Origin of the sequence: Arthrobacter alpinus (genome assembly GCF_001294625.1) — a bacterium.
GTDB classification, from domain to species: domain Bacteria; phylum Actinomycetota; class Actinomycetes; order Actinomycetales; family Micrococcaceae; genus Specibacter; species Specibacter alpinus_A.
Map to the genome: position 1 here is coordinate 2,141,292 of NZ_CP012677.1, position 22,879 is coordinate 2,164,170.

25 protein-coding genes are annotated in these 22,879 nt (G+C 62.2%); 8 read left to right on the forward strand and 17 right to left on the reverse strand.

Annotated elements, in window-relative coordinates:
- Positions 1-31: 31 nt before the first annotated feature.
- A complete protein-coding gene (locus AOC05_RS09615; RefSeq protein WP_062007029.1) occupies positions 32-865 on the reverse strand; it encodes a formate/nitrite transporter family protein in 834 nt (277 codons plus the stop codon).
- 185 nt (positions 866-1,050) lie between these two features.
- On the opposite strand from AOC05_RS09615, the gene AOC05_RS09620 reads away from it, so the two are divergent.
- Positions 1,051-2,142 (forward strand): mechanosensitive ion channel family protein, encoded by a 1,092-nt coding sequence (locus tag AOC05_RS09620; RefSeq protein WP_082357897.1) that lies wholly within the window; start codon positions 1,051-1,053, stop codon positions 2,140-2,142.
- A 134-nt stretch (positions 2,143-2,276) separates the two neighbouring features.
- Here AOC05_RS09620 and AOC05_RS09625 read toward each other — a convergent pair whose 3' ends face one another.
- The 11 genes from AOC05_RS09625 to AOC05_RS09675 all read right to left on the reverse strand — a co-directional run bounded on the left by AOC05_RS09625 (position 2,277) and on the right by AOC05_RS09675 (position 12,569).
- Positions 2,277-2,681 (reverse strand): DUF4282 domain-containing protein, encoded by a 405-nt coding sequence (locus tag AOC05_RS09625; RefSeq protein WP_186760614.1) that lies wholly within the window; start codon positions 2,679-2,681, stop codon positions 2,277-2,279.
- A gap of 272 nt (positions 2,682-2,953) precedes the next feature.
- Positions 2,954-4,066 (reverse strand): branched-chain amino acid aminotransferase, encoded by a 1,113-nt coding sequence (locus AOC05_RS09630; protein WP_062007031.1) that lies wholly within the window; start codon positions 4,064-4,066, stop codon positions 2,954-2,956.
- Between the two features lie 176 nt (positions 4,067-4,242).
- Positions 4,243-5,295 carry a 3-isopropylmalate dehydrogenase gene (locus AOC05_RS09635; protein WP_062007032.1) on the reverse strand — a complete coding sequence of 351 codons (1,053 nt, stop codon included), beginning with the start codon at positions 5,293-5,295 and terminating at the stop codon, positions 4,243-4,245.
- Between the two features lie 46 nt (positions 5,296-5,341).
- Entirely contained in the window at positions 5,342-6,733 is a 1,392-nt protein-coding gene (locus AOC05_RS09640; protein WP_062007033.1) for a cryptochrome/photolyase family protein, read from the reverse strand.
- Between the two features lie 22 nt (positions 6,734-6,755).
- Complete coding sequence (locus AOC05_RS09645; RefSeq protein ID WP_062007034.1) at positions 6,756-7,604, reverse strand: prenyltransferase; 849 nt, start codon at positions 7,602-7,604, stop codon at positions 6,756-6,758.
- Positions 7,601-7,918 (reverse strand): lycopene cyclase domain-containing protein, encoded by a 318-nt coding sequence (locus AOC05_RS09650; RefSeq protein WP_062007035.1) that lies wholly within the window; start codon positions 7,916-7,918, stop codon positions 7,601-7,603. Before AOC05_RS09650 ends, AOC05_RS09645 begins: the two co-directional genes overlap by 4 nt.
- Complete coding sequence (locus AOC05_RS09655; protein ID WP_082357899.1) at positions 7,915-8,253, reverse strand: lycopene cyclase domain-containing protein; 339 nt, start codon at positions 8,251-8,253, stop codon at positions 7,915-7,917. Before AOC05_RS09655 ends, AOC05_RS09650 begins: the two co-directional genes overlap by 4 nt.
- Complete coding sequence (crtI, locus tag AOC05_RS09660) at positions 8,250-9,998, reverse strand: phytoene desaturase family protein (protein WP_231687086.1); 1,749 nt, start codon at positions 9,996-9,998, stop codon at positions 8,250-8,252. The genes AOC05_RS09655 and crtI overlap by 4 nt, the downstream gene beginning before the upstream one ends.
- Positions 9,995-10,963, reverse strand: a complete 969-nt coding sequence (locus AOC05_RS09665; protein ID WP_082357900.1) for a phytoene/squalene synthase family protein — start codon at positions 10,961-10,963, stop codon at positions 9,995-9,997. The genes crtI and AOC05_RS09665 overlap by 4 nt, the downstream gene beginning before the upstream one ends.
- A 2-nt stretch (positions 10,964-10,965) precedes the next feature.
- Entirely contained in the window at positions 10,966-12,132 is a 1,167-nt protein-coding gene (locus AOC05_RS09670) for a polyprenyl synthetase family protein (RefSeq protein WP_082357901.1), read from the reverse strand.
- 5 nt (positions 12,133-12,137) lie between these two features.
- A complete protein-coding gene (locus AOC05_RS09675) occupies positions 12,138-12,569 on the reverse strand; it encodes a MarR family winged helix-turn-helix transcriptional regulator (RefSeq protein WP_062007037.1) in 432 nt (143 codons plus the stop codon).
- A 182-nt stretch (positions 12,570-12,751) separates the two neighbouring features.
- Between AOC05_RS09675 and AOC05_RS20575 the strand changes: the two genes are divergently transcribed.
- From AOC05_RS20575 to AOC05_RS09690, 5 genes are all read left to right on the forward strand, one after another.
- Positions 12,752-13,015 carry an NAD-dependent epimerase/dehydratase family protein gene (locus AOC05_RS20575; protein WP_335337580.1) on the forward strand — a complete coding sequence of 88 codons (264 nt, stop codon included), beginning with the start codon at positions 12,752-12,754 and terminating at the stop codon, positions 13,013-13,015.
- A 321-nt stretch (positions 13,016-13,336) separates the two neighbouring features.
- Positions 13,337-13,696 (forward strand): hypothetical protein, encoded by a 360-nt coding sequence (locus AOC05_RS20580; RefSeq protein ID WP_315899867.1) that lies wholly within the window; start codon positions 13,337-13,339, stop codon positions 13,694-13,696.
- 15 nt (positions 13,697-13,711) lie between these two features.
- Positions 13,712-14,239: a DUF2867 domain-containing protein gene (locus tag AOC05_RS20585; RefSeq protein ID WP_315899868.1), complete on the forward strand. Its 528-nt coding sequence runs from the start codon at positions 13,712-13,714 to the stop codon at positions 14,237-14,239.
- Between the two features lie 131 nt (positions 14,240-14,370).
- Positions 14,371-15,627, forward strand: coding sequence for a sensor histidine kinase (locus AOC05_RS09685; RefSeq protein ID WP_062009606.1), 1,257 nt, complete (start codon positions 14,371-14,373; stop codon positions 15,625-15,627).
- A 1-nt stretch (position 15,628) separates the two neighbouring features.
- A complete protein-coding gene (locus AOC05_RS09690) occupies positions 15,629-16,333 on the forward strand; it encodes a response regulator (protein ID WP_062007038.1) in 705 nt (234 codons plus the stop codon).
- 10 nt (positions 16,334-16,343) lie between these two features.
- Here the strand turns inward: AOC05_RS09690 and AOC05_RS09695 are convergent, their stop codons facing one another.
- The 4 genes from AOC05_RS09695 to AOC05_RS09710 all read right to left on the reverse strand — a co-directional run bounded on the left by AOC05_RS09695 (position 16,344) and on the right by AOC05_RS09710 (position 20,740).
- Complete coding sequence (locus AOC05_RS09695; protein ID WP_062007039.1) at positions 16,344-17,180, reverse strand: carbohydrate ABC transporter permease; 837 nt, start codon at positions 17,178-17,180, stop codon at positions 16,344-16,346.
- Entirely contained in the window at positions 17,177-18,148 is a 972-nt protein-coding gene (locus AOC05_RS09700; protein WP_231687087.1) for a carbohydrate ABC transporter permease, read from the reverse strand. The genes AOC05_RS09695 and AOC05_RS09700 overlap by 4 nt, the downstream gene beginning before the upstream one ends.
- A 6-nt stretch (positions 18,149-18,154) precedes the next feature.
- A complete protein-coding gene (locus AOC05_RS09705; RefSeq protein WP_062007040.1) occupies positions 18,155-19,456 on the reverse strand; it encodes an ABC transporter substrate-binding protein in 1,302 nt (433 codons plus the stop codon).
- Between the two features lie 69 nt (positions 19,457-19,525).
- Entirely contained in the window at positions 19,526-20,740 is a 1,215-nt protein-coding gene (locus AOC05_RS09710) for an aminotransferase class V-fold PLP-dependent enzyme (RefSeq protein WP_230085289.1), read from the reverse strand.
- 226 nt (positions 20,741-20,966) lie between these two features.
- On the opposite strand from AOC05_RS09710, the gene AOC05_RS09715 reads away from it, so the two are divergent.
- A complete protein-coding gene (locus AOC05_RS09715) occupies positions 20,967-21,698 on the forward strand; it encodes a FadR/GntR family transcriptional regulator (RefSeq protein WP_062007041.1) in 732 nt (243 codons plus the stop codon).
- On the opposite strand, the gene AOC05_RS09720 is transcribed toward AOC05_RS09715, so the two are convergent.
- Positions 21,695-22,078, reverse strand: coding sequence for a GNAT family N-acetyltransferase (locus tag AOC05_RS09720; RefSeq protein WP_154605665.1), 384 nt, complete (start codon positions 22,076-22,078; stop codon positions 21,695-21,697). The genes AOC05_RS09715 and AOC05_RS09720 overlap by 4 nt on opposite strands.
- Before the next feature lie 45 nt (positions 22,079-22,123).
- On the opposite strand from AOC05_RS09720, the gene AOC05_RS09725 reads away from it, so the two are divergent.
- The gene (locus AOC05_RS09725) at positions 22,124-22,876 is read left to right on the forward strand and encodes an ABC transporter ATP-binding protein (protein ID WP_062007043.1); all 753 of its coding nucleotides are present in this window, start codon (positions 22,124-22,126) and stop codon (positions 22,874-22,876) included.
- The last annotated feature ends 3 nt before the right edge of the window (positions 22,877-22,879 follow it).

The window sequence follows — 22,879 nt, forward strand, 5'->3', positions numbered from 1 at the left end:
AGTCTAGCCGGAATATCGCTCGGTCCAGCAGTTACCCGGCAGGCCTGCCCTTGGCAGCAGCCTCTTTTCGCTTCTCCTTGACGAGGTCCTTGGTGCGCACCAGGCGCAGCGCCGTGACCAGCAGCACTCCCCCGGCAACATTGAACAGTACCGTGTACCAAAACCAGTTCAGCCAGTTCAAGTAGCCGAAGGGCGCCCCTGCCTGGATCGCACCAAAAATCAGTAGCGAATCCAGCACCGAGTGAAACAGCGGCAGGCCGGCCAGCAGGAACGCCCCGCCTATGGCCGCGACAATCTTGGCCGGCATGGACTCCGTGCCGTGCTGCATGCGTGTCATGAGCGTGATGGTGCTGCCACCGAGGATGCCCAACACTGCCGTCTGCAAGGACAACGGCGCCAAGGCAAAGTGGGCTGCGGATTCGACCACGGTGTCGCGCCATTCGGGGAACGCCTGCATGACCAGCCACATGATGACCCAGCCACCGGCAAGGTTGGCCGCCAGCGTTCCGCCCCACAATTTCAGCAGTTGCCCCACCCGGGCCTCCTTGGCAGCGACGGCGGCGAGGGGAACCAGAAAGCCTTCCGTGAACAATTCGCTCTTGGCCAACAGCAGGGCTATGAAACCAATGCTGAAGGCCAGCCCCGCCAATAGCTGATTTCCCGTGGCATATTCCACGGCGAGGTAGGCCATGACCCCCAAGCCCACCTCCATCCCACCAAACACGCCGGTGACAAGCACCGAAGGCCAGGAACGGTGTAACCGCTGCGCCCCCTCGTCCACAATGAGGTCGAAGGATGTTTCCAGCTCTTCTTCCACGGGGGCGTCGTTCGCACCGAGCTCTCGCCTACGTTGGTCATCGTCCATAGTCTTTCCTCCCAGCGCCTGTGCGGTGATCGGTGGGTCAGCTGCCGTCATCGCTTTTCACTGCATAATATGCCAGGTGAGACTGCTTACGTGCACTGTGAAAAATCTCTGCGATGCGCCGCCGGCCGGCATCCTGCCCTTATCTGATTGGACAAACCCCCAGGGTTCTCTGACACGATCAAGGGATGGAACAACTCGAACTAGCGATCAGACCAGTTTTAGCGATTCTGGCCGCCATCGCCTTTGCCCTGCTGGCGACATACGTGCTGCGCCTGGTCACCAATCACGCCTTCCGTAAGATTACGGACTTCAAACGCCGCTCCGCGCCAGCCAAGGCTCCGGTTTTCGTGGTCCTTCTCACGGTGGGATTGCGGATCGCGCTCGCCTCCACCGTGTCCGGACAACCATGGTTCGCTGCCGTTGATTTCATTTTGGTGGCGGCCTTCATCGCGGCCTTGTGCTGGCTGTTCCTGGCGGCCCTGTCAGTGGCCGAACGCATTCTCCTGCGCCAATTCAGCGGGCGCGTCACCGACAGCAGGCGCCGCCGCCGGCTCACCACGCAAGTCACCCTCGGACGGCGGGTCATTAGCGCGCTGGTGATCACCTTGGCCGTGGCCGGTCTGCTGCTGACTATTCCTGAAGTCAGGGCACTAGGAACAGGGATTCTGGCCTCGGCCGGACTAATCTCCATCGTCGCCGGTCTCGCCGTTCAGAGCTCCCTGGCCAATGTTTTTGCCGGCGTACAGCTGGCGTTCACTGATGCACTCCGAATTGATGACGTGGTGGTCGTGGAAGGCCTGTGGGGACAGGTGGATGAGATCACCATGACCTATGTGGTGGTGCGGGTGTGGGACGAACGGATGCTGATCCTGCCTTCCACGTACTTCACCACCACCCCCTTTGAAAACTGGACCCGCAACAACCCTAAAATCAAGGGCAGCGTGGAGCTCGACCTTGACTGGAACACACCGGTATCCGATCTGCGCACTCACCTGGAAAGGCTCCTGGCTTCCACACCCTTATGGGATGGACGCACCGGAAACTTGGCAGTGACCGACGCCGTTGGCAGCCTGGTCCGGATCAGGGTTGTTGTCAGTGCCGCCGACAGTGACGATCTCTGGGACTTGCGCTGCTTGGTCAGGGAATCCATGGTGGGATTCATCCAACGGACCCACCCGTCCTCGCTGCCGCGCCAGCGCTGGGAAATGATACCCGAGGTCGAGGATCGGACTACGGAGCCAGCCGATCCCAACGGCGCAGGAGCCAATCCACGCTGACAAGGCCTGGGCACCTAGGCATGGGCACGAGCCCAGCCTTATCCACGTCCTTGTGAACTATCTCCGCAAGCCAGCCAGCTCCACGCTGCGCAGGTATTGCGCACGTGTGGATCTGCTTCCCGGGCAGGTCTGGGCTAATCACACCCAGCATGACCCGCACCTGCGCTGGCACTGACTTGCGGATGCTCCCGGCCGTGATGAGAAAAGGGCGGAACCGGCGGGTAGTTAGCCGGAGGGCCGAATTGAGCGTTGGGCTGGGCACCGCCTTGTAGGCGGACCAGTTCGGCCGTGTTCTTGGCCGTGCGGATTGTGGCAATCAACGATTCAACTCCCACCCGCGCCAACACTAGGTAAAACAGGCCAACGGGCGGGCCCACAATGACCATGATGAACAGGCCAAACCCGGTACTGCTATAGAAGGCGACAATGACGGAGATCAGGTAGAAAATCCCGATGGCCACCATGAGCAGAATATAGACAATCCAGGCGATGCTAGGAGCCACAAACGTCGTGAACGATAGATCAAAGAGTGCTTTCAATTTTCCCCCGACAGTCAATGCAAATAATGAACGCTTGAAGCCCCACCACAGTTAGGCAGCTGTTCCTCATGCAATGACGGAACAATAGGAAATGTCAGCTCCGCTGCTCTTTGGTAGCCAGCCGCAAAGGCGGGCGGCGCACCTAGGCGGCCACCCACCATCGTGCTTAAGCACAAATGCGCCCGTCCCCCATCAATGAGCTCGGTGTACGGGGCGCATTAATGGGGAACGGGCGCAAACATGGCTGGTCGCCGCGGTAGCACCGGCAGGGGCTAGACCAGGCGGGTCAGCCAGCCGTGAAGGTCTTCCACCACGCCGGTCTGGATGCCGAGCAACTGTTCGCGGATGGCTGCAGTTACCTCGCCGATACCCTCTCCCGGGGATGCGATGACGCCGTCGGCCATCTTCAGCTCGCCGATCGGGGTGATCACGGCCGCGGTGCCACAGGCGAACGCCTCGGTGATTTCCCCGGCAGCCACGCCGTCGCGCCATTCATCGATGGTGATCTTGCGTTCCTGGACCTGCAGGCCGCGGTCGGCGGCGAGTTGCATGACTGAGGAGCGGGTGATGCCGTGCAGGATGTGCCCATTCAGCGCAGGGGTAACCAGGCGTCCGTCCTTGAAGACGAAGAAGATGTTCATGCCGCCAAGTTCTTCAATGGCGTTGTCATTGAAGGGGTCAAGGAAGAGGACCTGCTTGCAGCCCTGCGCCTCGGCCTCCATCTGCGCGGCGAGGGATGCGGCGTAGTTTCCGCCGCATTTGGCCTCACCCGTGCCACCTTCGCCGGCGCGGGCGTAGGTGGTAGTCAGCCAGATCGAGACGGGCTTCAATTCGCCACCAAAGTAGTTGCCGGCGGGCGATGCAATGACGCGGTAGGAAACCTCCCGGGCCGGGCGGACACCCAGGAATGCCTCGGTGGCGATCATGAACGGGCGCAGGTATAGGGCTTCGCCGTCTCCGGTGGGGATCCATTCTTGGTCCGCAGCCACCAGCTCGCGCAGCGATTCCAGAAACACCTCAGGTGGCAGTTCGGGCAGGGCCAGACGGCGGGCGGAGGCATTCAGGCGGGCAGCGTTGGCTTCGGCACGGAAGGTCCACACGGAGCCGTCGGCGTGCCGGTAGGCCTTCATGCCCTCAAAGATCTCTTGCCCGTAGTGCAGCACGGCGGCGGCCGGGTCCATGGCGATGGGGCCGTACGGCTCAATGCGGGCGTTGGACCAGCCACCCTCGCCGTTCGCGTCAACCTTGAAGTCGACCACAGCCGTGTGATCCGTGAAGTAGTCACCGAAGCCGGGGTTCGCCAAAATAGCCTCGCGCTCGGCACTGCTCTTCGGGTTCTCGTTGCGCTGCCGGGAAAAGGTCGGCTCGCTGGCTGTCTGGGTCATGCTTCCTCCACATGGTTGTGCCCGTCATTGGTAGTACCAGTTTGAGGCGGAGTTGAGTGCTGAGAATTCTGCGCAGTACTTGTGGTGGTGCGCCGAACCCTTCAGTTACGGTGCACTCACTCTATAAGTTAAGCGTACTCCTGCCCACCGATTCTCCCGCGCGTCGGCTTTGTTGCTCAGAGGACCGCCGCGATGGCGTCACCGATGGCGCTGGTTGTGCGCGCCGCCGCGGGGTTCCGGGTTGCGATATCCGCAGCCACCGCTTCTTCGACTTTGGTGGCCGCGCCCGGGTAGCCGACGTGGTTCAGCAGCAGGGCCGCGGACAAGATGGCCGCCGTCGGATCCGCTTTTTGCTGGCCCGCAATGTCGGGTGCGGAGCCGTGGACCGGCTCGAACATGGACGGCGCCGTGCGGTCCATGTTGATGTTGCCGGAGGCTGCCAGGCCGATCCCGCCGGTGACGGCCGCGGCCAGGTCGGTGATGATGTCACCAAAGAGGTTGTCGGTGACGATCACGTCAAAGCGGGCCGGGTCGGTGACCAGGAAGATCATGGCCGCATCGACGTGCAGGTAGTCCACGCTGACCTCGGGGAAATCATTGGCTACGGCCTCCACGGTGCGCTTCCACAGGTGCCCTGCGTAGACCAGCACGTTGTGCTTGTGCACATAAGTCAACTTCTTGCGGGGGCGTTCGCTGGCTCGGCGGAAGCCGTCGCGTACCAACCGCTCCACACCGAAGGCGGTGTTGACGGAGACCTCCGTGGCAACCTCGTGCATGGTGCCCTTGCGCAGCACGCCACCGTTGCCCACATAGGGACCCTCGGTACCCTCACGGACCACCACGAAGTCGATGGTGCCGGGGGCCGCCAGGGGTGAGGCGACGCCGTCGTACAAGAAGGAGGGGCGCAAGTTCACATAGTGGTCCAGACTGAAGCGAAGTTTGAGCAGCATCTCGCGTTCGATTAGGCCGGACGGGATGCGCGTGTCGCCTGGGGCTGCACCGACAGCACCAAAGAGGATGGCGTCGTGGCCGCGGAGGGCCTGGATGGTCTCCTCGGGCAGGGTCTGCCCCGTGGCCAGCCAGTGCTCGGCTCCCAGGGCGTAGTCAGTGAGTGTCAGCTCGACACCCTCCGCTGCGGTGACCTTTTTCAAGACCTTCACAGCCTCCGCGGTGACCTCGGGGCCGATGCCGTCGCCGGCGATAACTGCAATGTCAATCGATGCGCTCATGATTTCAGCCTAACGAAACTATCCACATGATGAGCAAGCCATCTCACTAAGTGAGACTTGACTTGGTAGCGGCAAGGGCGTCCAGGGCCGCCCGCCGGCTGTCGGCGAGGTCGACGACGGGTTGCGGGTAGTCGGAGGTCAGGAGCTCCGGTACCCAGCGGTTGACGTATTTCCCTTCCGGATCGAACTTCTTTGCCTGCGTGAGCGGGTTGAAGATCCTAAAGAACGGGGCGGCATCGGCCCCCGATCCTGCCACCCACTGCCAGTTGGCTGGGTTCGACGCGGCATCGGCATCAACCAAGGTGTCCCAGAACCACGCCTCCCCCACGCACCAGTGAATCCCCAGGTTCTTGACCAGGAAGCTGGCCGCGACCATCCGGACACGGTTGTGCATGAACCCGGTGCGCCACAGCTCGCGTTGCCCGGCATCCACGAGCGGAATCCCGGTGGCGCCCTGCTGCCAGGCACGCAGATGCTCGACGGCGGACCCTGAGTAGGCTGCATCCGTTGCGTCCGGCAGTTGCCACGGGAAAGCATCAAAGTGCCGGCGAAGGTTGGTGGTGGCCAGGTCGGGGTGGTGGAAGAGCTGGTGCCAGCAAAACTCCCGCCACCCCAGCTCCGAAGCGAACACTGCGGGGCCGGAGGTTCCCTCGCTGCGGAGGTCTGCGAGCGCGGCCCACACTTGGAAGGGGCTGAGCTGGCCCCATCGCAGATACGGGGACAGGCGACTGGTGCCCGGCTGGTCCGGCCGGTCGCGGGCGTCCGAGTAGTCCCGCACCCGGCTGGCGAGGAAATCCGCCAATGCTTCCTGCCCGGCCGCGGCGCTGGGCTGCCACGTTGCGGCCAGCCCGCCGGACCAATCCGGGGCGGTTGGCACCAGGGCCCACTGCGCCAGCCGGTCGCTCACCGGGAGGTCCCCGCCAAACCCGTGACCGGCGTCGGGCCTGCCCAGCGGCGCCCGGAAGTCCCGTTCCGAGAGCGCCCGCCAGAAGGGGGTGAACACCTGGTAGGGATTGCCGGCCCCGGTGCGGACCGTCCAGGGTTCATGCAGCAAGGAGGCCTGGAAACTTTCGGTGTGGAGCCCCCGCCCGGCGGCCCACTCTTTCACGGCTGTGTCCACGGCCCGTTCCGGACCGCCGTAGCGCCGGTTCCAGTAAAGGGCGCCAGCCCCCAGCTCGGAGGCCACTGTCTGGATAACCTGCGCCCCGGGGCCGCGACGCAGCATCAGCGGGACGCCCAGTTCAGCCAATTCGCTGCTGAGATCCGCCAGTGCGTGGTGCAGCCACCACTTGGCGGCCCCGCCCAGCGGCCGGATACCAGCGGACTCTTCATCCAGGACGTACAGGGCCACGGCCCCACCGTCGGCGACGGCAGCAAGCAGGGCAGGGTTGTCCGCCACGCGCAGATCATCACGGAACCAGACCAGGGAAATGGTCATCTCATACACCTTTCGTTCCGCCTTAGCGGTTCAAGACCAGCCAGATCAAAGTCATGGTCACCAGGAAACCAGTGAGGTAGTTCAGCCACAAGAAGCGCTTCCAGGCCACATTGGCGGATGTGGAGGTAGCATCGGTGACCCGCAGATAGGAGGCAACGTTGACCAGGTACGGCACCGCCAGCAGGCCGGCAAACGGCACCGCCGTCCAGAGCATCAGCACCCCGGCACCGACATAGGCAAGCACGGAGAAGGCAACAGTGGCGCGTGCCCCCATGACTGTGCCGATGGAGGCCAACCCACCCTCGCGGTCAGGAATAATATCCTGCACGGCACCAAAGGCGTGGCTGCCAATGCCCCAGAGAAAGAATGCCCCAAGAAAGGCCCAGATGCCGGGGGTGAAGGGCGCATCGACCAACACTAGGGCGTAAACGGCCGGGGAAACAAAGTGGGTGCTGGAGGTGATGGAGTCAAGGAACGGCCGCTCCTTGAAACGCAGCCCGGGCGCACTGTAAGCGACCACGGCAAAAAGGGATATCAGCAGCACCGACTTGGCCAGCACCCCGCCTTGAGTTAGCAGCGCAGCCACGAAAGGAATCACAGCCACGGCTGCAGACACGAGGATGAGGCGGTGGTGGGTGCGCTCCAGCACGGTACCTTCAATACCGCCCTTGCGGGCATTGAGAAGGTCGGATTCGTAGTCGAACACGTCGTTGATGCCGTACATCGCCAGGTTATAGGGGATCAGGAAGAACACGGTCCCCACCACAAATATCCAGTCGATTCTCCCGGTGGCCAGGAAATATGCAGCCGCGAAGGGATAGGCGGTGTTCACCCAGGAAACCGGGCGGGACGAGAGGAATAGTGTCTTCATGCCTTCCGCCCCCGTGTGAACAACAGCCACAGGCCCGGCAGTAGCAATCCGGCGGCAATCGGGTAGGCAAAATCCTCAATGGGTGCCAGGCCGACGTGAATGCCGTTCAAGGTGTGCCCGGCGTAGTCGAAGAGTCCCGAGGCAATCATGAGGTTGTCAAAAATGGCCGTCAGAACAATCAGGACTGCAATGGTTCCGACGACGACGGCAATCACCGCACGCCGACCGGTTTCCCCTCGATGCTGCGCCAGCGCCGTCACCATGACCAGCACGGCCACGGCCACAAAGATGACGTTAAGCTGGGAAAAGTTCATGATTGCTCCCCTTTCCGGCGCAGGGTCCCTCGGTGGTGCCACAAACGCACGGCTCCGGTGAACAAGATCATGGTTTGGTAGCACAGAAACAAGAGGAAAAATGCTTCCTCTAAGGGCAGCTGTGGACCAATCATGATACCCGTCATGAGAGGAGATTCCCTGTGCAAGAAGATGCCGGCCGCTATCGCTGCTACATCCCACACCAAGAAATAGGCGGTGCCCAGGGCCAAGACGGCCGCCGCTGCCCACGGGCGGGCAAACAAGAACAGCTTCCATCGCGCATCCAGCAGGGCCATGCAGCACAGCAGGAGCATCAAGATGATGAGGTAGATCAAGGCACGACCACCCGCACAGCATGATCAGTGTCCGGTGCCCTCATGCCTTCGGCCACAGTTGTGCCAGAAACTGATGCCGGCACATCGGGTTCAGGCTCAGCCAAGGGTCCGCCGGTCTTGTCTCCGCGCACCGATTTGAGCACCAGCTCGGCGCTGATCATGCACAGCGGCACCCCAATGCCGGGGCGCACAGAACTGCCGGCGTAGTAGAGCCCGCTGACCTTGTGGTTCACATTGCCGGGGCGCAGGAAGGCGCTCTGGCGAAGCGTGTGCGCCAATCCCAAGGCACTTCCCTGCCAAGCGTTCACGTCGTCTTGAAAATCCGCCGGGCCGTAGCTGCGCCGCACCATGATCCGCTCGGCCAAGTCCGGCGTGTTTGTCCAGATCGCCAGTTGGGCGATTGCCGCGTCAGCAACCTTTTCCACGTGCGACGAGCCTCCGCCGTCGAACCCTCCCCTGCCCCACTGCGGCAGGGCCGGTGCCGGGATGAGTAGGAATAGATTCTCGGTACCGGCAGGCGCCACGGAGGAATCGGTGGCGCTCGGACGGCAAACGTAGATGGAGGTGGTGTCCGCCAGTGCCTGTCCGTCAACGATCCGGGCGAAGTTGTCCTGCCAGTCGTCAGTGAACAGGAGGTTATGGTGGGCCAACTGTGGTAGGCCGCCCCTGACGCCCAAGCACACCAGTACCGCACTGATGCCGGGATCAGTCTTGGCCCACTTTTTGGCAGATCGCGTGCGCAGCGTCTCCGGCAACAGTGCCGACTCAATGTGGTGCAGATCCGCGGCACCAACCACTAGCTTGGCACCGCTGCGATGTTCCACGCCGTCCCGGTCCCGCCAGGCGACTGCCTCGCACCGCGCCCCGCCGTCCGCCGGGCCAGTGACAATTTGCGTGACCGTGGCCCCGGCGACGATCTGGACACCGGCCCTGCGGATGACCCGTTCCATGGCGTCAACCACCGCGGCAAAGCCACCCTGCGGGTACAGTACGCCGTCCTGGAGATCCAGGTGGCTCATGAGGTGGTAAATCGAGGGCGCTTTGTAGGGGCTGGTTCCCAAAAATACGGCAGGGTACCCAAGGATCTTTTGTTGTAGAGGATGAGTGAACCGGCCCGCCACGAAACCGTGCAGGGAACGGGTTAAAAGTTGGGCCAGCCGTGGGGCATGACGCAACACCGCCGGCGTGACCAAGCCCCGCAGCGTGCCAAAGGGGTCGTAGAGGAAATGTTTCTTGGCCAGGGTGTAGGCCAGTTCGGCGGAATCCAAGTACTTCTCCAATTGCGCCCCGGAGCGTGGTTGCTGAGACTCGAACAAGTCCACAGCGGCGGCACGTCCGGTGCGGACCACCGTGGAATCAGCCCCCTGCTGACCGCCTGCGGCGCTCCATAACTTATAGGCAGGATCCAGCCGGGTCAATGTCAGCTCCGCGGCCGCACTGGTGCCCATCATCTTGAACCAATGGTCAATGACCTCCGGCATGAGGTACCAACTGGGGCCGGTGTCAAAGGTGAAACCATCGCGTTCCCAGCGGCCGGCCCGACCCCCGAGCTGCTCCTGCTGTTCCAGCACCGTCACAGCGTGCCCGTCTTTGGCCAGAAGACCCGCCGTGGCCAGGCCGGAAATACCACCGCCGATCACCACGCATGGCCCGGAGGCATTATCCGCAGGCCTGCCGCTTCCTTTCCTGGCCAAGGCAGGAATCAGCCTTTTCATGAGCAAGTCTGGTCGGCGCGTGCCATTCATGAGGAAACCTCCACGGTTGAATCGTGCACTTTAGAGTCCGAAGCCTGCGGTTCTGGAATCGGAAAGCGGGGCCGATCTGGAACACTTTCGCTGGTGCCTGGGCGATTTCCGCCTAGGCACACCGTCACGGCGATCATCACCTTGTGCCAGCCAGGAACCCTGGCCCTTTCCTGGGCGAGTCGGGCCGCCGGGATGCGGGCCAGTTTGGCGACTAGGGCGGCAAAGAGATCGTGGGCTAACCGCACGGCCCGCCGGGCCGGCGGGGGAAGGAAAGGCATACCGGCCCGGGCAACTGCCAAATCGTGGCGAATCTCGGCAAGCAGCGCATCCTTGTGATGATCGTTGAACGCCGCAGGGTCCAGTCCCGGGAAGTACAGTCGCCCCAACTCTGCACTGTCGGCCCCCAGATCGCGCAGGAAGTTCACCTTTTGGAATGCGGCGCCCAGGCTGCGGGCCGCATCCAGCAGCTGCTGTTCGTGACCGGCCTGCGCACCGTCCATGGTCTGGAAGACTTTCAAGCACATCAGGCCCACCACCTCAGCTGAGCCATAAATGTACTCGGCTAAGGTGTCCGGTGAATGCGTGTTCTGCGAAACGTCCGTGCGCATGGAGGCGAAAAACGGCTTGGTCAGCGAGGAGTCAATACCTGCCCGCCGCGCGGTGCCGGCAAAAGCGTGAACTACCAGGTTGGTGCTGTAGCCGCTAGACAGGGCTTGCTCGGTTTCCCGTTCCAGGGTGTCAAGCTGGGCGCGCACTGCTTCCTGGCCCAGGCCTGCCGCCGCGGCTGCGCCGTCTACCACCTCGTCGGCCACCCGTACCAGTGCATAAATGTTCTCTATTTCCCGGCGAGCCTTGGTCCCTAGTAACCAGCAGGCCATGCCGAACGACGTCGAATAGCTTTTGATAACCACTGCCGCGCTTCGCGTGGCGGTCTCGGAATAGTGCCTCAGGGGTTCGGTTCCCATGGCTAACTCCTCCGGCTCAGGACGTAGTCGCAGATTTGCGTAAGTTCCATGAACAAGGACTCGGGCAAGTCCAGCTCCGTGGCCTTATCAATGGCGTCTACCACCAGGCTCTTGGCCAGCGCCAGGGCATGCTCCCGAGCGCCGAGCTGGCGCAGCACGGCCCGCACAGCCTCGGCGTCGCCCTCACCTGCACGAAAAGCCGCCATGGCTGCAACAAACTCTCCGGAACCCTCGGCGAATGATGTCAGGGTGGTGTGCTTACCTTCCCGCAGGTCCGAATCAACAGGTTTGCCGGTGAGGGACTGCTGGCCGAAGGTTCCCAGAACGTCATCGACCACTTGGTAGGCCACTCCGATGTCTCGGCCCACGGCAGCGAGCGCGTCGGCGGTGGCCACTGATTCACCCGCCAACAGGGCTCCTGCACGCAACGGCATTTCAAAGGAATAAACGGCAGTTTTCAGCCGCTCCATGTTCAGAACTTCACGCAGATCAGGATCGCTGCTCCCCAGTGAGAACAACAGGTCATCAAGCTCGCCCGCCGCGGAGGCAAAGATCGCTTCATGTATGGTGGCGAGAATCGCTGAGCCCTGCCCGTGCCCTGTGGCTGCAGAGGTTGCCAGCTTCAGGGAACCCGTCAGGAGCAGATCCCCGGCAATGATGGCGGCGGAGAATCCGGCGTGGTCTGCGTCGATGCTACTGTGGCCGGCACGGGTGGCCACGTCCCGGTAGCTACCGCCGAGTGTTTGCACACCGCGGCGAACAAAGTCCCTGTCAATCACGTCATCGTGCACCAGCAATGCTGCGTGGAGCACCTCAAAGGCGGCAGCGAGTTCGCTGCACGCCCGCCAGTCATCCCCCCCGAAAGCTTCAAAGGTCAGGTAGACCAGTTTGGGACGCATCCATTTCCCCCCGCTCGTTGTGGCCGCCATGCGATCCCACAACTCACCAAATGCTGGCGAGTACCCCTCGGCACGTTGACGTTGAGCAGCAAAGTAGTGCTCCAGCACCTCTTTGACCCTGATCTGAAAGTCCGCCCAGCCCAAAGGTATTGCCGGGTTTTGGGCGGTCGAGGCGCAGCAATTTCCCCGCTCGACCAAAAGTGTTTCACCTTGTGTCCCGGGTTTCCGGGCGATTGGCTGGGCTAGTTGGCTTTCGTTCTTCGCTGGCATGATCGTTACACCTTCCGGCTATCATTTTGCTCGGTTGCGGGACTCGGGGCGTGGCCATTTTTCAAGTCCTCCACGCGGCTACTCATGGAGGCCACCACGCTACCCAAGAAGTCGACAATGACGGCTTGTTCGCCATCGTCGTAGCTGCGCACCTTGTTGTCAACGTCCATGATCATCGGCATGAGCTTTTCCATGGCTGCTCTCTCGGATTGTTCACTTGGGCTAATGAGCAATCGCCGCCTGTCAGTGGGGTGGGGGGTCCTGGTGATGTGCCCCTTACGCGCCAGTCTGTCGATGACCGTGGTTGTGGCTGCCGCCGTAAGGTGCAGCAACTTTGCCAACTCGCCAGGGGACATGGATCGCTGCTTCATCAGATGCTGCATGGCCTGGAAGTCGGTTTCGTTCAGGTCCATTTCCCGGCGCATGATGAACTCCATTACCTCATTCAAAACAAGGATGTGACGAACCAGCACCGACGCCGGATGCATCCGTCCTGGGGCAGGACCACCGTGTGAGTTTTGCAAGGAACACCTCCAACCATTGATTATCAGAAAATCTAATTACATAATGGTCGAATGAAGTCTGTTTGTAAAGTTTCACTCAACAAGGAGTTTGCACCATGAGCGTGATAACCGTTGCCGGAGCCACCGGATACATTGGCGGGCGCCTGGTGCCCCTGCTATTGGAAGCCCACCATGAGGTGCGGGTTTTTGACTCGCACTCCACAAAAGCTCCGGGATGTGCCCTGTCGCGACCAGGTGGAGATCACGGTGGGCTCCATAGAGGATCCGCAGAGGGCACAGAATCTGGGTCACTGAGCCGACATTGTGTACTACCTGGTGCACTCCATGTCCGGGGACAAACACGCGTCCGCCAATTTTGAACGTGTGGAAAGGCTGTGCGTGCGGAACCTCAGCAATGCTGCCAGAGATGCCGGAGTCGGCCGGCTCATTTATCTTTCTGGCCTACGTCCGCAGGGAAAGCTAAGCCGCTATCTGGTCCTCCCGCACGGAAGTAGGCGAGATTGGTTTGTCCTCGGGTATCCCTACGGCTGTTCTGCAAGCGGGGTTGGTCATAGGCTCCGGTTCTGCCAGTTTCGAGATGGTCCGGCACCTAACAGAGGTCTTGCCGGTCATGCCCGCCCCCCAAGTGGGTCCTGAACAAGATCCAACCCATCGCCGTCAGGGATGCGCTGCACTATCTGGTGGGCGCCTGCCAACTGTTGGCAGGGGTAAACAGGGCCTTCGATATTGGCGGACCGGAGGTTCTCAGCTACGCACAGATGATGCGCAGCTACGCAGCGGCAGCCAATTTTCGCCAGCTTGTAGTTCTGCCCCTTCCCGTTCTGACGCCATGGCTTGCCGCCCAGTGGGTCAATCTAGTCACCCCTGTCCACCGCAGCCTGGACATCCCCCTGGCGGAGTCACTGCAGCATGACTGCGTGGCCAGCGAGACCGACATTGCCAACTACCTTCCCGAGGCCGACTGCGGGCTAACACCCTATACGCGCACCGTGGAACTGGCGCTGCACAAGATCGAGGCGGATACCGTGGAAACCAGCTAGGCCACAGCCCACGCCGTGAGCGCTCCGGCAGAACCGCTACCCAGCGATCCCGACTGGGCGGGGCTGACGGTGTTCACCGATGAACGCAGAAAAACCACCACGGCCCCCGCCAGCGATGTCTGGAAGGTCATCGAGGGCATAAGTGGCCAGAACGGCTACTACTCATTACCGTTCGCCTGGACGGTGCGCGGCTGGATGGACAAGCTCGCCGGCGGGGTGGGCCTGAGCCGCGGACGGCGCAGCAGCAACAGCCTGCAGCTCAACGACACCGTGGATTGGTGGCGGGTGGAAACCCTGGAGCGGTGGAAGCTGCTGCGCTTGCGGGCAGAAATGATCGTCCAGGGACGTGCCTGGCTCGAATTTGAGGTTACCCCGCTGCTTGCGGGCGGGGTGGAGACGGGCAGCGTGTTCCGCCAGCGGGCCATCTTCTTCCCCTGCGGCCTGTCCGGGCGCTTGTACTGGTTGGCCGTGCTTCCCTTCCACGGCATCATCTTCAAGAACATGGCCACCAGGATCACCGCCGCCGCGGCTCAACAATCCTAAGACCCGCCAGCCCCCGGCAGGTCCCGGATGGACCCGCCAGGCCCGGCCGGTCACGAGCAAGTTGCCAGTCAAGCTCCTACCAGGGCAGGATGCCACCGCACGCCGCGCACCCTAGAGTGGATTGGGTGATCATGCATCCCCTCTACGAATGGTTCCGCCGGCACCGTTTCGCCGTCGACTTCGTCCTCATGGCCGTACTGTGGCTGACAGTCATGCCGTTCAGCCTGATGACCACCGGCGCCACCGCAGATTCCGTCCCCCACATAGCCGGCGGCATGGTGTTCACCACGGCCCTGGTAGTGCCGCTTGCATGGAGGCGCACACGAACTGTTATGGCAGGCATCATCATTGCCGTTGTGGCCATTGCGCAATGGGCCCTGGCCGTGCAGCCCATGCCCTCCAACATTGCCGTTCCTCTCATTGTGTATCCGCTGGCCGCCTTCGGCCCCCGTTGGGCCAGCCTGGGCGGGCTCGGGCTGGCACTCATGGGCGCCGTCATGCTCGTGACCCGCTACTTTTACAACCTCACCTCCGCCTCGCTGGTTGACTTGCCCTACGGCGCCGTGTTGATTCTGGTGGTTTGGGTGCTGGTGCTCTTCAGCTGGACGGCCGGGGACCTGACCCGGACCAAGCGCCTGCGCGAACAGGCCCTGGCGGACCGCGCGTACCGGCTGGAAATTGAGGCCCAGCACGAACGCGAGCTGGCCTCCAGCGACGAACGCGCCCACATCGCCCGCGAAATGCACGACATCGTGGCCCATTCCCTCTCCGTGATCATCACTCAGGCCGACGGCGCCCGCTACGCCGCCGTGGCCAACCCCGAGATCGCCCCGGCCACCCTGGCCACCATCGCCGAGACCGGCCGGTCCTCTCTGCAGGAAATGCGCCGGCTGCTGGGCGTGCTGCGCGGCGACGAGGACGCGTCCATGCGGCCCCTGCCTGGCCTGGCCGACCTGGATGAGCTGCTGCTGGGTATCCGCGCTGCCGGGCTCCCTGTTTCCTTCGATGTCAGGGGCGAGCCGCGCCGGATGCTGCCGGCCGGCGCCGAGCTGACTGCGTACCGTGTGGTCCAGGAGGGCCTGACCAATGTCATCAAACACGCCGGCCCCAAAGTCGTGGCCACCGTGAGGTTGAACTGGACCGCCCGGGGGCTGGAAGTGTCGGTGACGGACGACGGCAGGGGGGCCTCGGCGTCGTTCGTTGACACCGGCCCCCTCCCCACGTACGACGGCGGCACCCCCACAGCGCCCAAGCCCACCACTGCTGGCGGGAACGGCTTGTGTGGCATGGCCGAAAGAGTCAAGCTGTACGACGGAACCCTGAACGCCGGGCCGCTGCCCGGCGGCGGCTTCGGCATCACCGTTCTCATCCCCTACACGGAGACTTAACATGACTTCCAACCCCATCCGCGTCGCCTTGGTCGACGACCAGCAACTGGTCCGTTCCGGATTGGGCATGCTCATCAATTCCCAGCCCGACCTCACGGTTGTGCTCGAAGCCGGGAACGGGATCGAAGCCCTGGCAGGGCTCTCCGCCATCGCCGCCGACGTGGTTCTCATGGACGTGCGTATGCCCGGCATGGACGGCATTGAAACGACCCGCCGGCTCGTGGAACGCACCAAGGCAGCCTCTGCCGGGTCGTGGCTGGCGGAGCTGAAGATCGTGGTGCTGACCACCTTTGACCTGGACGAATACGCGCTGGCCGCCATCCAGGCCGGCGCCAGCGGCTTCCTGCTCAAGGATGCCCCGCCCGAGGAACTGTTGGGCGCCATCAGGACTGTTTTTGCCGGGGACGCCGTGATCGCCCCCTCCACCACGCGGCGGCTGCTGGATCATGTGGCGCCGATGCTCTCGGCACCGAGCCCCGCCAACAAGGCCCACACGGCGGCCGTCGAATCGTTGACGGCCCGCGAACACGAGGTGTTTGAGCTGATTGCCAACGGGCTCTCCAACCCGGAGATAGCCACCCGGTTCTTTGTGTCGGAGGCGACCGTCAAAACCCATGTGGGCCACATCCTGGCCAAGCTCCACGCCCGCGACCGGGTGCAGGTGGTGGTCATCGCCTATGAGACCGGGATCGTCACCCCGCGCTGACCCGAAGGGGTTAACCCTTGACCGCTCCCGCGGTGAGGCCTTGGACGATGAACTTGCTGGCGAAGGCGAAGATCACCAGCGTCGGGACAACCGTCAGCACGGCTGCGGCGGACATTGAACCCCAGTCGATGTTGAAGCTGGAGATGAAACCGGCCAGCGCGGTCGGGATGGTCTTGTTTTCGTCGGAGTTCATCAGGGTCACGGACAGGAACAACTCGTTCCAGCAGTTGACGAAGTTGAAGATGAAGCTGGCGGCGATGCCAGGCATCATGACGGGGACAAGGACCCTGAACAGCGCGCTGAGCCGGGAGCAGCCGTCAATCATGGCCGCCTCCTCCAACGCATCGGGCACGTTTTCGAAGAAGCCGCGCAGCATGATGGTGCAGAACGGTATGCAAATGGCGATGTACACCAGGATCAGACCGGTCTTGGAATCGACAAGGTCGAAGTTTGTCATCATCATGTATAGCGGGCCAAGGGCGATAAATCCTGGGATCATCTGGGTCAGCAGGAACGCGGCCATGACGGCGCCCCTGCCGGCGAAATGAAAGCGGGCCAGGACGTAGGCGGAGAGCAACGAGATCAGCGTCGCCACGGTAGACGCCACGGTCGCCACGACGAGGCTGTTGATCATGTACCGGCCGAAGTCGCTCTTGGTGAACAAGCCGATGTAGTTCTCGAAAGAGAGTTCCTTGGGCCAGTAATCCAGGGGTAGCGAATAGATGGTACCCGGGGCCTTGAGGGAGGTGACGACGATCCAGTACAGCGGGAATATCGTGACGATCAGGCAGATGCCAAGGAAAACTAATTTGCTGACCCGGCCAAAGGCGGTTTGTTTGTCAATCATCGGTTTGCCTTTCGGGGGCGCATGGCCATCAGGTAGAAGACTGCGAACAGCATCAAAGTGAAGATCACGATGAGTCCCAGTGCCGATGCCTGGCCGTAATCGCCTTCCTGCGTAATTTTGATCATGTAGGTGGTGATGATGTGCGTCTGGTCCGCCGGACCGCCGCCCGTCATGGCCCAGATGATGTCAGGGAAGTTGAAGATCCAGATGATGCGCAGCAGGATCGTCAAGCCAAGCGTCACGGCAATGGCTGGCAGCGTGATGCTGAACAGCGTGCGAATCTTGCCTGCGCCGTCGATCGCCGCGGCCTCATACATTTCATCCGATACCGATTGCAGTGCCGCCAGGATCATGATTGCGAAGAACGTCACGCCGTACCAAATGTTGGCAATGATGATTGCCGTCATGGCAAAGCCGGGCTCCGCCAGCCATGGGATGTGCGTTTGGATGATGCCCGCCTTCATCAGCAGGTCGTTGACCACGCCGAACTCGGCATTGAACATCCAGCGGAAAAGCATGCCGATGAGGAAACCTGACACGGCCCAAGGGAAGAAGATCAACGCCTGGTAGCCGCTGCGGAACCTGAACTTGCGCTTCAGGAACAGGGCCAGGGCGAAACCGATGACAACCTGTGGCACAAGTGAGCCAACAACCCACACCACGGTGTTGCGGACGATCGTGCCAAATTCCGGATTCTCAAACAACGTGATGAAGTTGCCCCAGCCAACCCAGGACGTGTCGGAAAGGTCATTGAGGTTCCAGTTCCTGAACGCCATCTGGCTTCCGGAAATCATGGGGTAATAGGTGAAGATTGCAACGAAAATGGCTGCTGGCGCCATAAAGGCTGCCATGGTCCAGGCAGTTCGGGAGTTGTAACGCCTCTTCCTGCGGTACTCCGGGGACGGCCCGGGTGGTGCGCTGACCGTTTCCGGTCTGCGCACCACCGTCCGCTGTGCATTGAAAGCCACGGTGAATTATCCCGCCATCTTTTCGGTCCAGTATGAATCCCAGCTGGCCAGCAGTTCCTTGGTGGACATCTTGTCCGTGAGGACCCGCTGCAGTTCACCGTCGGACTTCTTGATCCATTCGGTCCACCAGGCAACACCGCGCGGCTGGACGGCCGATATGTAGGTGTCGGGATTTTCTGTCATTGTCACGTAGGCGGCCCACGGGCCCGTGCTGTAGAACGGGTCCTTTGCAGCCGATTTCAGGATAGGGACAAGGCTGTTGTCTTTGCTGAAGGTGGTCGCCGGTTCGCCCTGCGCCAGGTACTTGATCAGCTTGACGGCCTCGGGCTTGTGGGCGCTACTTTCGGCAATGCCCCAACCCGCGGACGCCACCGGCTGGATGGCCTTGCCCGTGGGGCCGACCAGCAGCGGTGCAACATTCCACTGGTCTTCCTTGACGGAGGTGGATTCCTTGATTGTTGCAATCACTTCGGGGTCCTGTAGCAGGAACGCTGTGGAGCCGTTGCTGAAGCCCTGCACCATTTCCGGGTAGCCCCAGGCAACTGACGACGGTGGCGAGCCCTTCTTGAACAGTTTCATGTAGTCGTCCATGGCCGTCTGCGCCTCAGGGGCGGAGAAGATGGTCTTGCCGTTGTTCAGCAGGAACGCGTTTTCCTTGTTGACCTGGTCCGCTGTGTAGGCCTCGATGACTGCCACTGCGTTTGAGTTGGCGTTGGGGCCGCCGCGGAATGCGTATCCGAACTTGTTGGCCGAGGGGTCGTTGAGCTTCTCGGCCTGGTTGATCAGGTCCTTCCAGCTCGACGGCGGGCCGCTGAACCCTGCGGCCTTGACAAGGTCCGTCCGGTAGAACAGGGACAGTCCGTAGAAGCCGTAGGGGATGTAGTAGGTCTTGTCGTCCTGTTTTGAGTAGTTCACAGCGTTGTCGGTCAGGTCGGCCCAGCCATTCCAACCCTTCAGGTCGGCGCTCATGTCGTAGAGCCACTTGTTGGCGCCGAAGGAACCGACGGTGATGTCGCGGGCCTCCACAACGTCTATGCCCTTGCCCGACTGCAGCATCTGCTGGATCTTCTGGTCGGCAGAGTCGGTGGGAGGCGAAATCAGGTCAACCTTGATGGTGGGGTTGTCCTTTTCGAAGCCCGCGAGAAGCTTCTTGATGGTGTCGGTGCGTGTGGGGTTTGTCAGACTTTCAACCATTTTCAGGGTGACCTGGCCATTGGCGGCGTCCTTGCCGCCAGCGCCGCCGCATCCGGAGAGTGCCAGGACGGCTGCCACACCCAGTGCGGCTATGGTCGTGAGTTTGGATTTCATGGATGACCTTTCATAGGGGTGTGAAGCAGAGATTGTTTTTTGTTCAGGAAAGTTCGGCCAATTCCCTTGTCAGCGGGCCTGGGCGAGCTTGGCAAGGGCGGGGACGGCACGCTCGGCGAATGCTTCGTAGTCGGCTGGGGTGTTGTATAGGTGGGTGGACAGCCGGAGGTAGCCTGCTCCGCCAAAGGTGGTGATGGCCGTTTCAAAGTCGAGCACGTCGGAAATGAGTGCCCGCACCGCGTGTGAGTCCTCATGGGTTTCGGCAAGGCCACGCGGCAGCCTGATCAGCCGGAGCGGATCAACAGGCATCCCCACGCCCACCGACGCGTCCTCCCCCGTCAGGGCCGAGAAGGCATGCTGCACAATGTGCTGGCCGTAGTCGCCGAGGGAGGCGGCGTAGCTGCGGAACCCATCCCATCCATATCTGGCTTCCACCGTGTCAAACGCCGTCCTTGCCGACATCCATGACGTGATGTCCTGGGTACCAACGTGGTCGAAGCTCTCGGGGAAGACATGGGGGAAGCCCCACGAATCTATCAAGGGCTCCAGGTAGCGGCGGAACGCCCCGCGCGCCACCAGCGCCGCCGTGCCACGCGGGGCGCAGGCAAACTTGTGCAGGTTTCCGACCCAGAACCCGTCAAAGTCGGGAACGGGTTCGGCAAGCACACCTGGTGCGTGGGCGCCGTCGACAAGTACGGGAACCCCAAGCTTCCCCGCTGCCGCGGCAATCTCCACGACGGGGAAGCGGCGAGCGGTGGCGGAAGTTATTTGGTCGATGACAATCAGGGCTGTGCGGTCGTTGACCTGCGCCATCACTAGTTCCAGGACAAGTGCCGCGTCGGCGTCGAGCGGCACGGACGCCACCTGCACCTTCCCGTTGTGCTTGCGGGCAATGCGCTTTGCGCCTTCAAGAACCGCGCCGTAGGCGTGGTCGGTGGTGACGATTTCGGCGCCGTCGGCAAAGGGCAGCGAGTTGTAGACGGCGCTGACGCCGGCACTGGCATTAATGACAAGAGCCATGTCCTCGTGGGGGACGCGCAGGAATTCCGCAATGCCGACGCGGGTTCCGGCCAGGGTGGCAGCCTGTCCCATGAACCAGGTGCAGGGATTTTGGTCCATCTCAACCTTGAGCCGCAGCTGTTGCTGTTGTGCAGCGAGGGGAACTGCCCCGTAGGAGCCGTGGTTCAGGTGGACCTTGCCCGGCGTAATGGACCAATCGGAAATGGCCGGGGCGCCCTCGGGGGTGAGCAGCGGGGACGGTGCGGTCAGTGCGGGGATTGACACGTTGGACTTTCTGTCAGGCGGATCGAAGTACCTGTAAGCTATCTCACAAAAAAACCTAAGACAAGACGTCACTTCCAATATTCATCAGATGACTTTCTAAAGTTTTGCGAATCAGATGCTTCCGTAGCCTCTTCGCGGCGCAAGATGTCCGATGACTTTGAAAACACATATGATGAGTTCAATGATTGGCGGCGGTGCCCGCCGCCCCGACCCAAGGAGCCCTACCGTGAGTGCAGTGGAAACGGCCATGCAGGGGCTGCGGTCCAAGATTGCATCCGGGGAACTGGCCCCCGGCCAAAAATGTCCGCCGGAAGGTGAACTTTCAGCGCAGCTTGGCGTGTCCAGAAGTTCCCTTCGCGAGGCTATCCGGGCCATGTCGGCACTGGGCGTCATGGAGGCGCGGCATGGATCCGGCACCTATGTGTCATCCCTGGAACCAGCCGAAATCCTCAAGGGGTTTGCACTGCTGGTTGACCTCTTCCCCTTCGACAGCGTCCTTGAGCTATTTGAAATCCGACGGGCTCTTGAGTCGCACGCCGCGGCCGGCGCTGCGGCAAAATGCACGCCGGAACTCCTGGCCGAACTCGACGACCTCACCGCTAAGATGGAGGCCACGGAGGATTCCGCGGACATTTCAGATTTGGATGCTCGCTTCCACGAGGCCATCTGCACAGCAGGGGGAAATTCGACGTTGACGGGCCTCATGGGCCTGTTCCGTTCCCGCGGACGGCATTTCAACATCTTCGACAGTGTTGAGGGGGCAACCGTGCGCCAGGTAAGCAACAAGGGCCACCGCGACATTCTCGAAGCCATCCGGAACCGAGATCCGGCCTCGGCAGCCACGGCCACCGCCGCACACATCGCCCAGAGCGAGTATTGGCTCAAGAAATTCCGCCCGGCGCCCCAGGTCCTGCCGCAGGTACACCCTCAAAACCAACCGCAGGAGGACGTGGACTAGACCTGTGGCTCCGGTCCGACATGCCCGGCCACCATCCGGGCGGCCATAGTCTCCGTCATAACCCTGCTAGCCGCGGGGTTCAGGAAGGCGCGGTCGATCAGCGCATGGCTCCCCTCCGTGGCCAGTCCTCGTCCCCAGGCCGTTTTGCACAGACGGTAACCACGCTCCGGCTCGCCGGCAGGGCGTCCGGGTTTGGACCGCAGGTAGGAATTTGTTGTCGGTGCGGCCTCGGTGAACTCACACAACACCATGCGTTGGGTTTTCAGCACTATGCTCATGCCCCATTGTGGCCGGCACACTCCGACTGGCGTCCACCCCCGCGGGCGGCGGCTCCACCCCTGGTAGGAGGAACCGGCGTCGAACTTTTCAGTGATCTCCACCCCGGCTCCGATCCCCCGGCTTCGCGTGGAAATTAGGCTGGGACCATGACGATCATTACTGAGAATTCCCAACGCACCATAGCGGTTCAGGCCCGCGGTTTGCGCAAGACCTACGGCAGGGGCGAGACCGAGGTGACCGCGCTTAAGGGTGTGGACCTGAACTTCCCGGCAGGGCAGTTCACCGCCATCATGGGCCCCTCCGGGTCCGGAAAATCGACCCTGATGCATTGCCTGGCCGGGCTTGACTCGGTGACTGCCGGAACTATCCACCTCGGCGACACCGAGCTGACCGCCCTGAACGACAAGGCTCTAACACACCTGCGCCGCGACCGGATCGGCTTCGTTTTTCAGGCGTTCAATCTGGTCCCCACACTCAGCGCCGAAGCCAACATCACCTTGCCCGTGGCACTAGCCGGGGGCACCGTGGACCGGGAGTGGTTCACGTTCATCACCAAGACCCTGGGCCTGGTCGACCGGCTGGCGCACAAGCCGCACGAACTCTCCGGCGGCCAGCAGCAGCGCGTCGCCGTGGCCCGGGCCCTGCTCACCCGCCCCGACGTCATCTTTGGCGATGAGCCCACCGGCAACCTGGATTCGCGTTCCGGCGCCGAGGTGCTGGGTATGTTGCGGCGATCCTCCCGCGAAATGGGCCAGAGCATCATCATGGTCACGCACGATCCCGTCGCCGCCTCCTACGCCGACCGCGTGGTGTTGATGAACGACGGCGAACTCGTGGGCCAGCTGGAGAATCCCACGGCCGAATCGGTGCTGGCGTCACTGGCGCAGCTGGGGGCGTAAGCC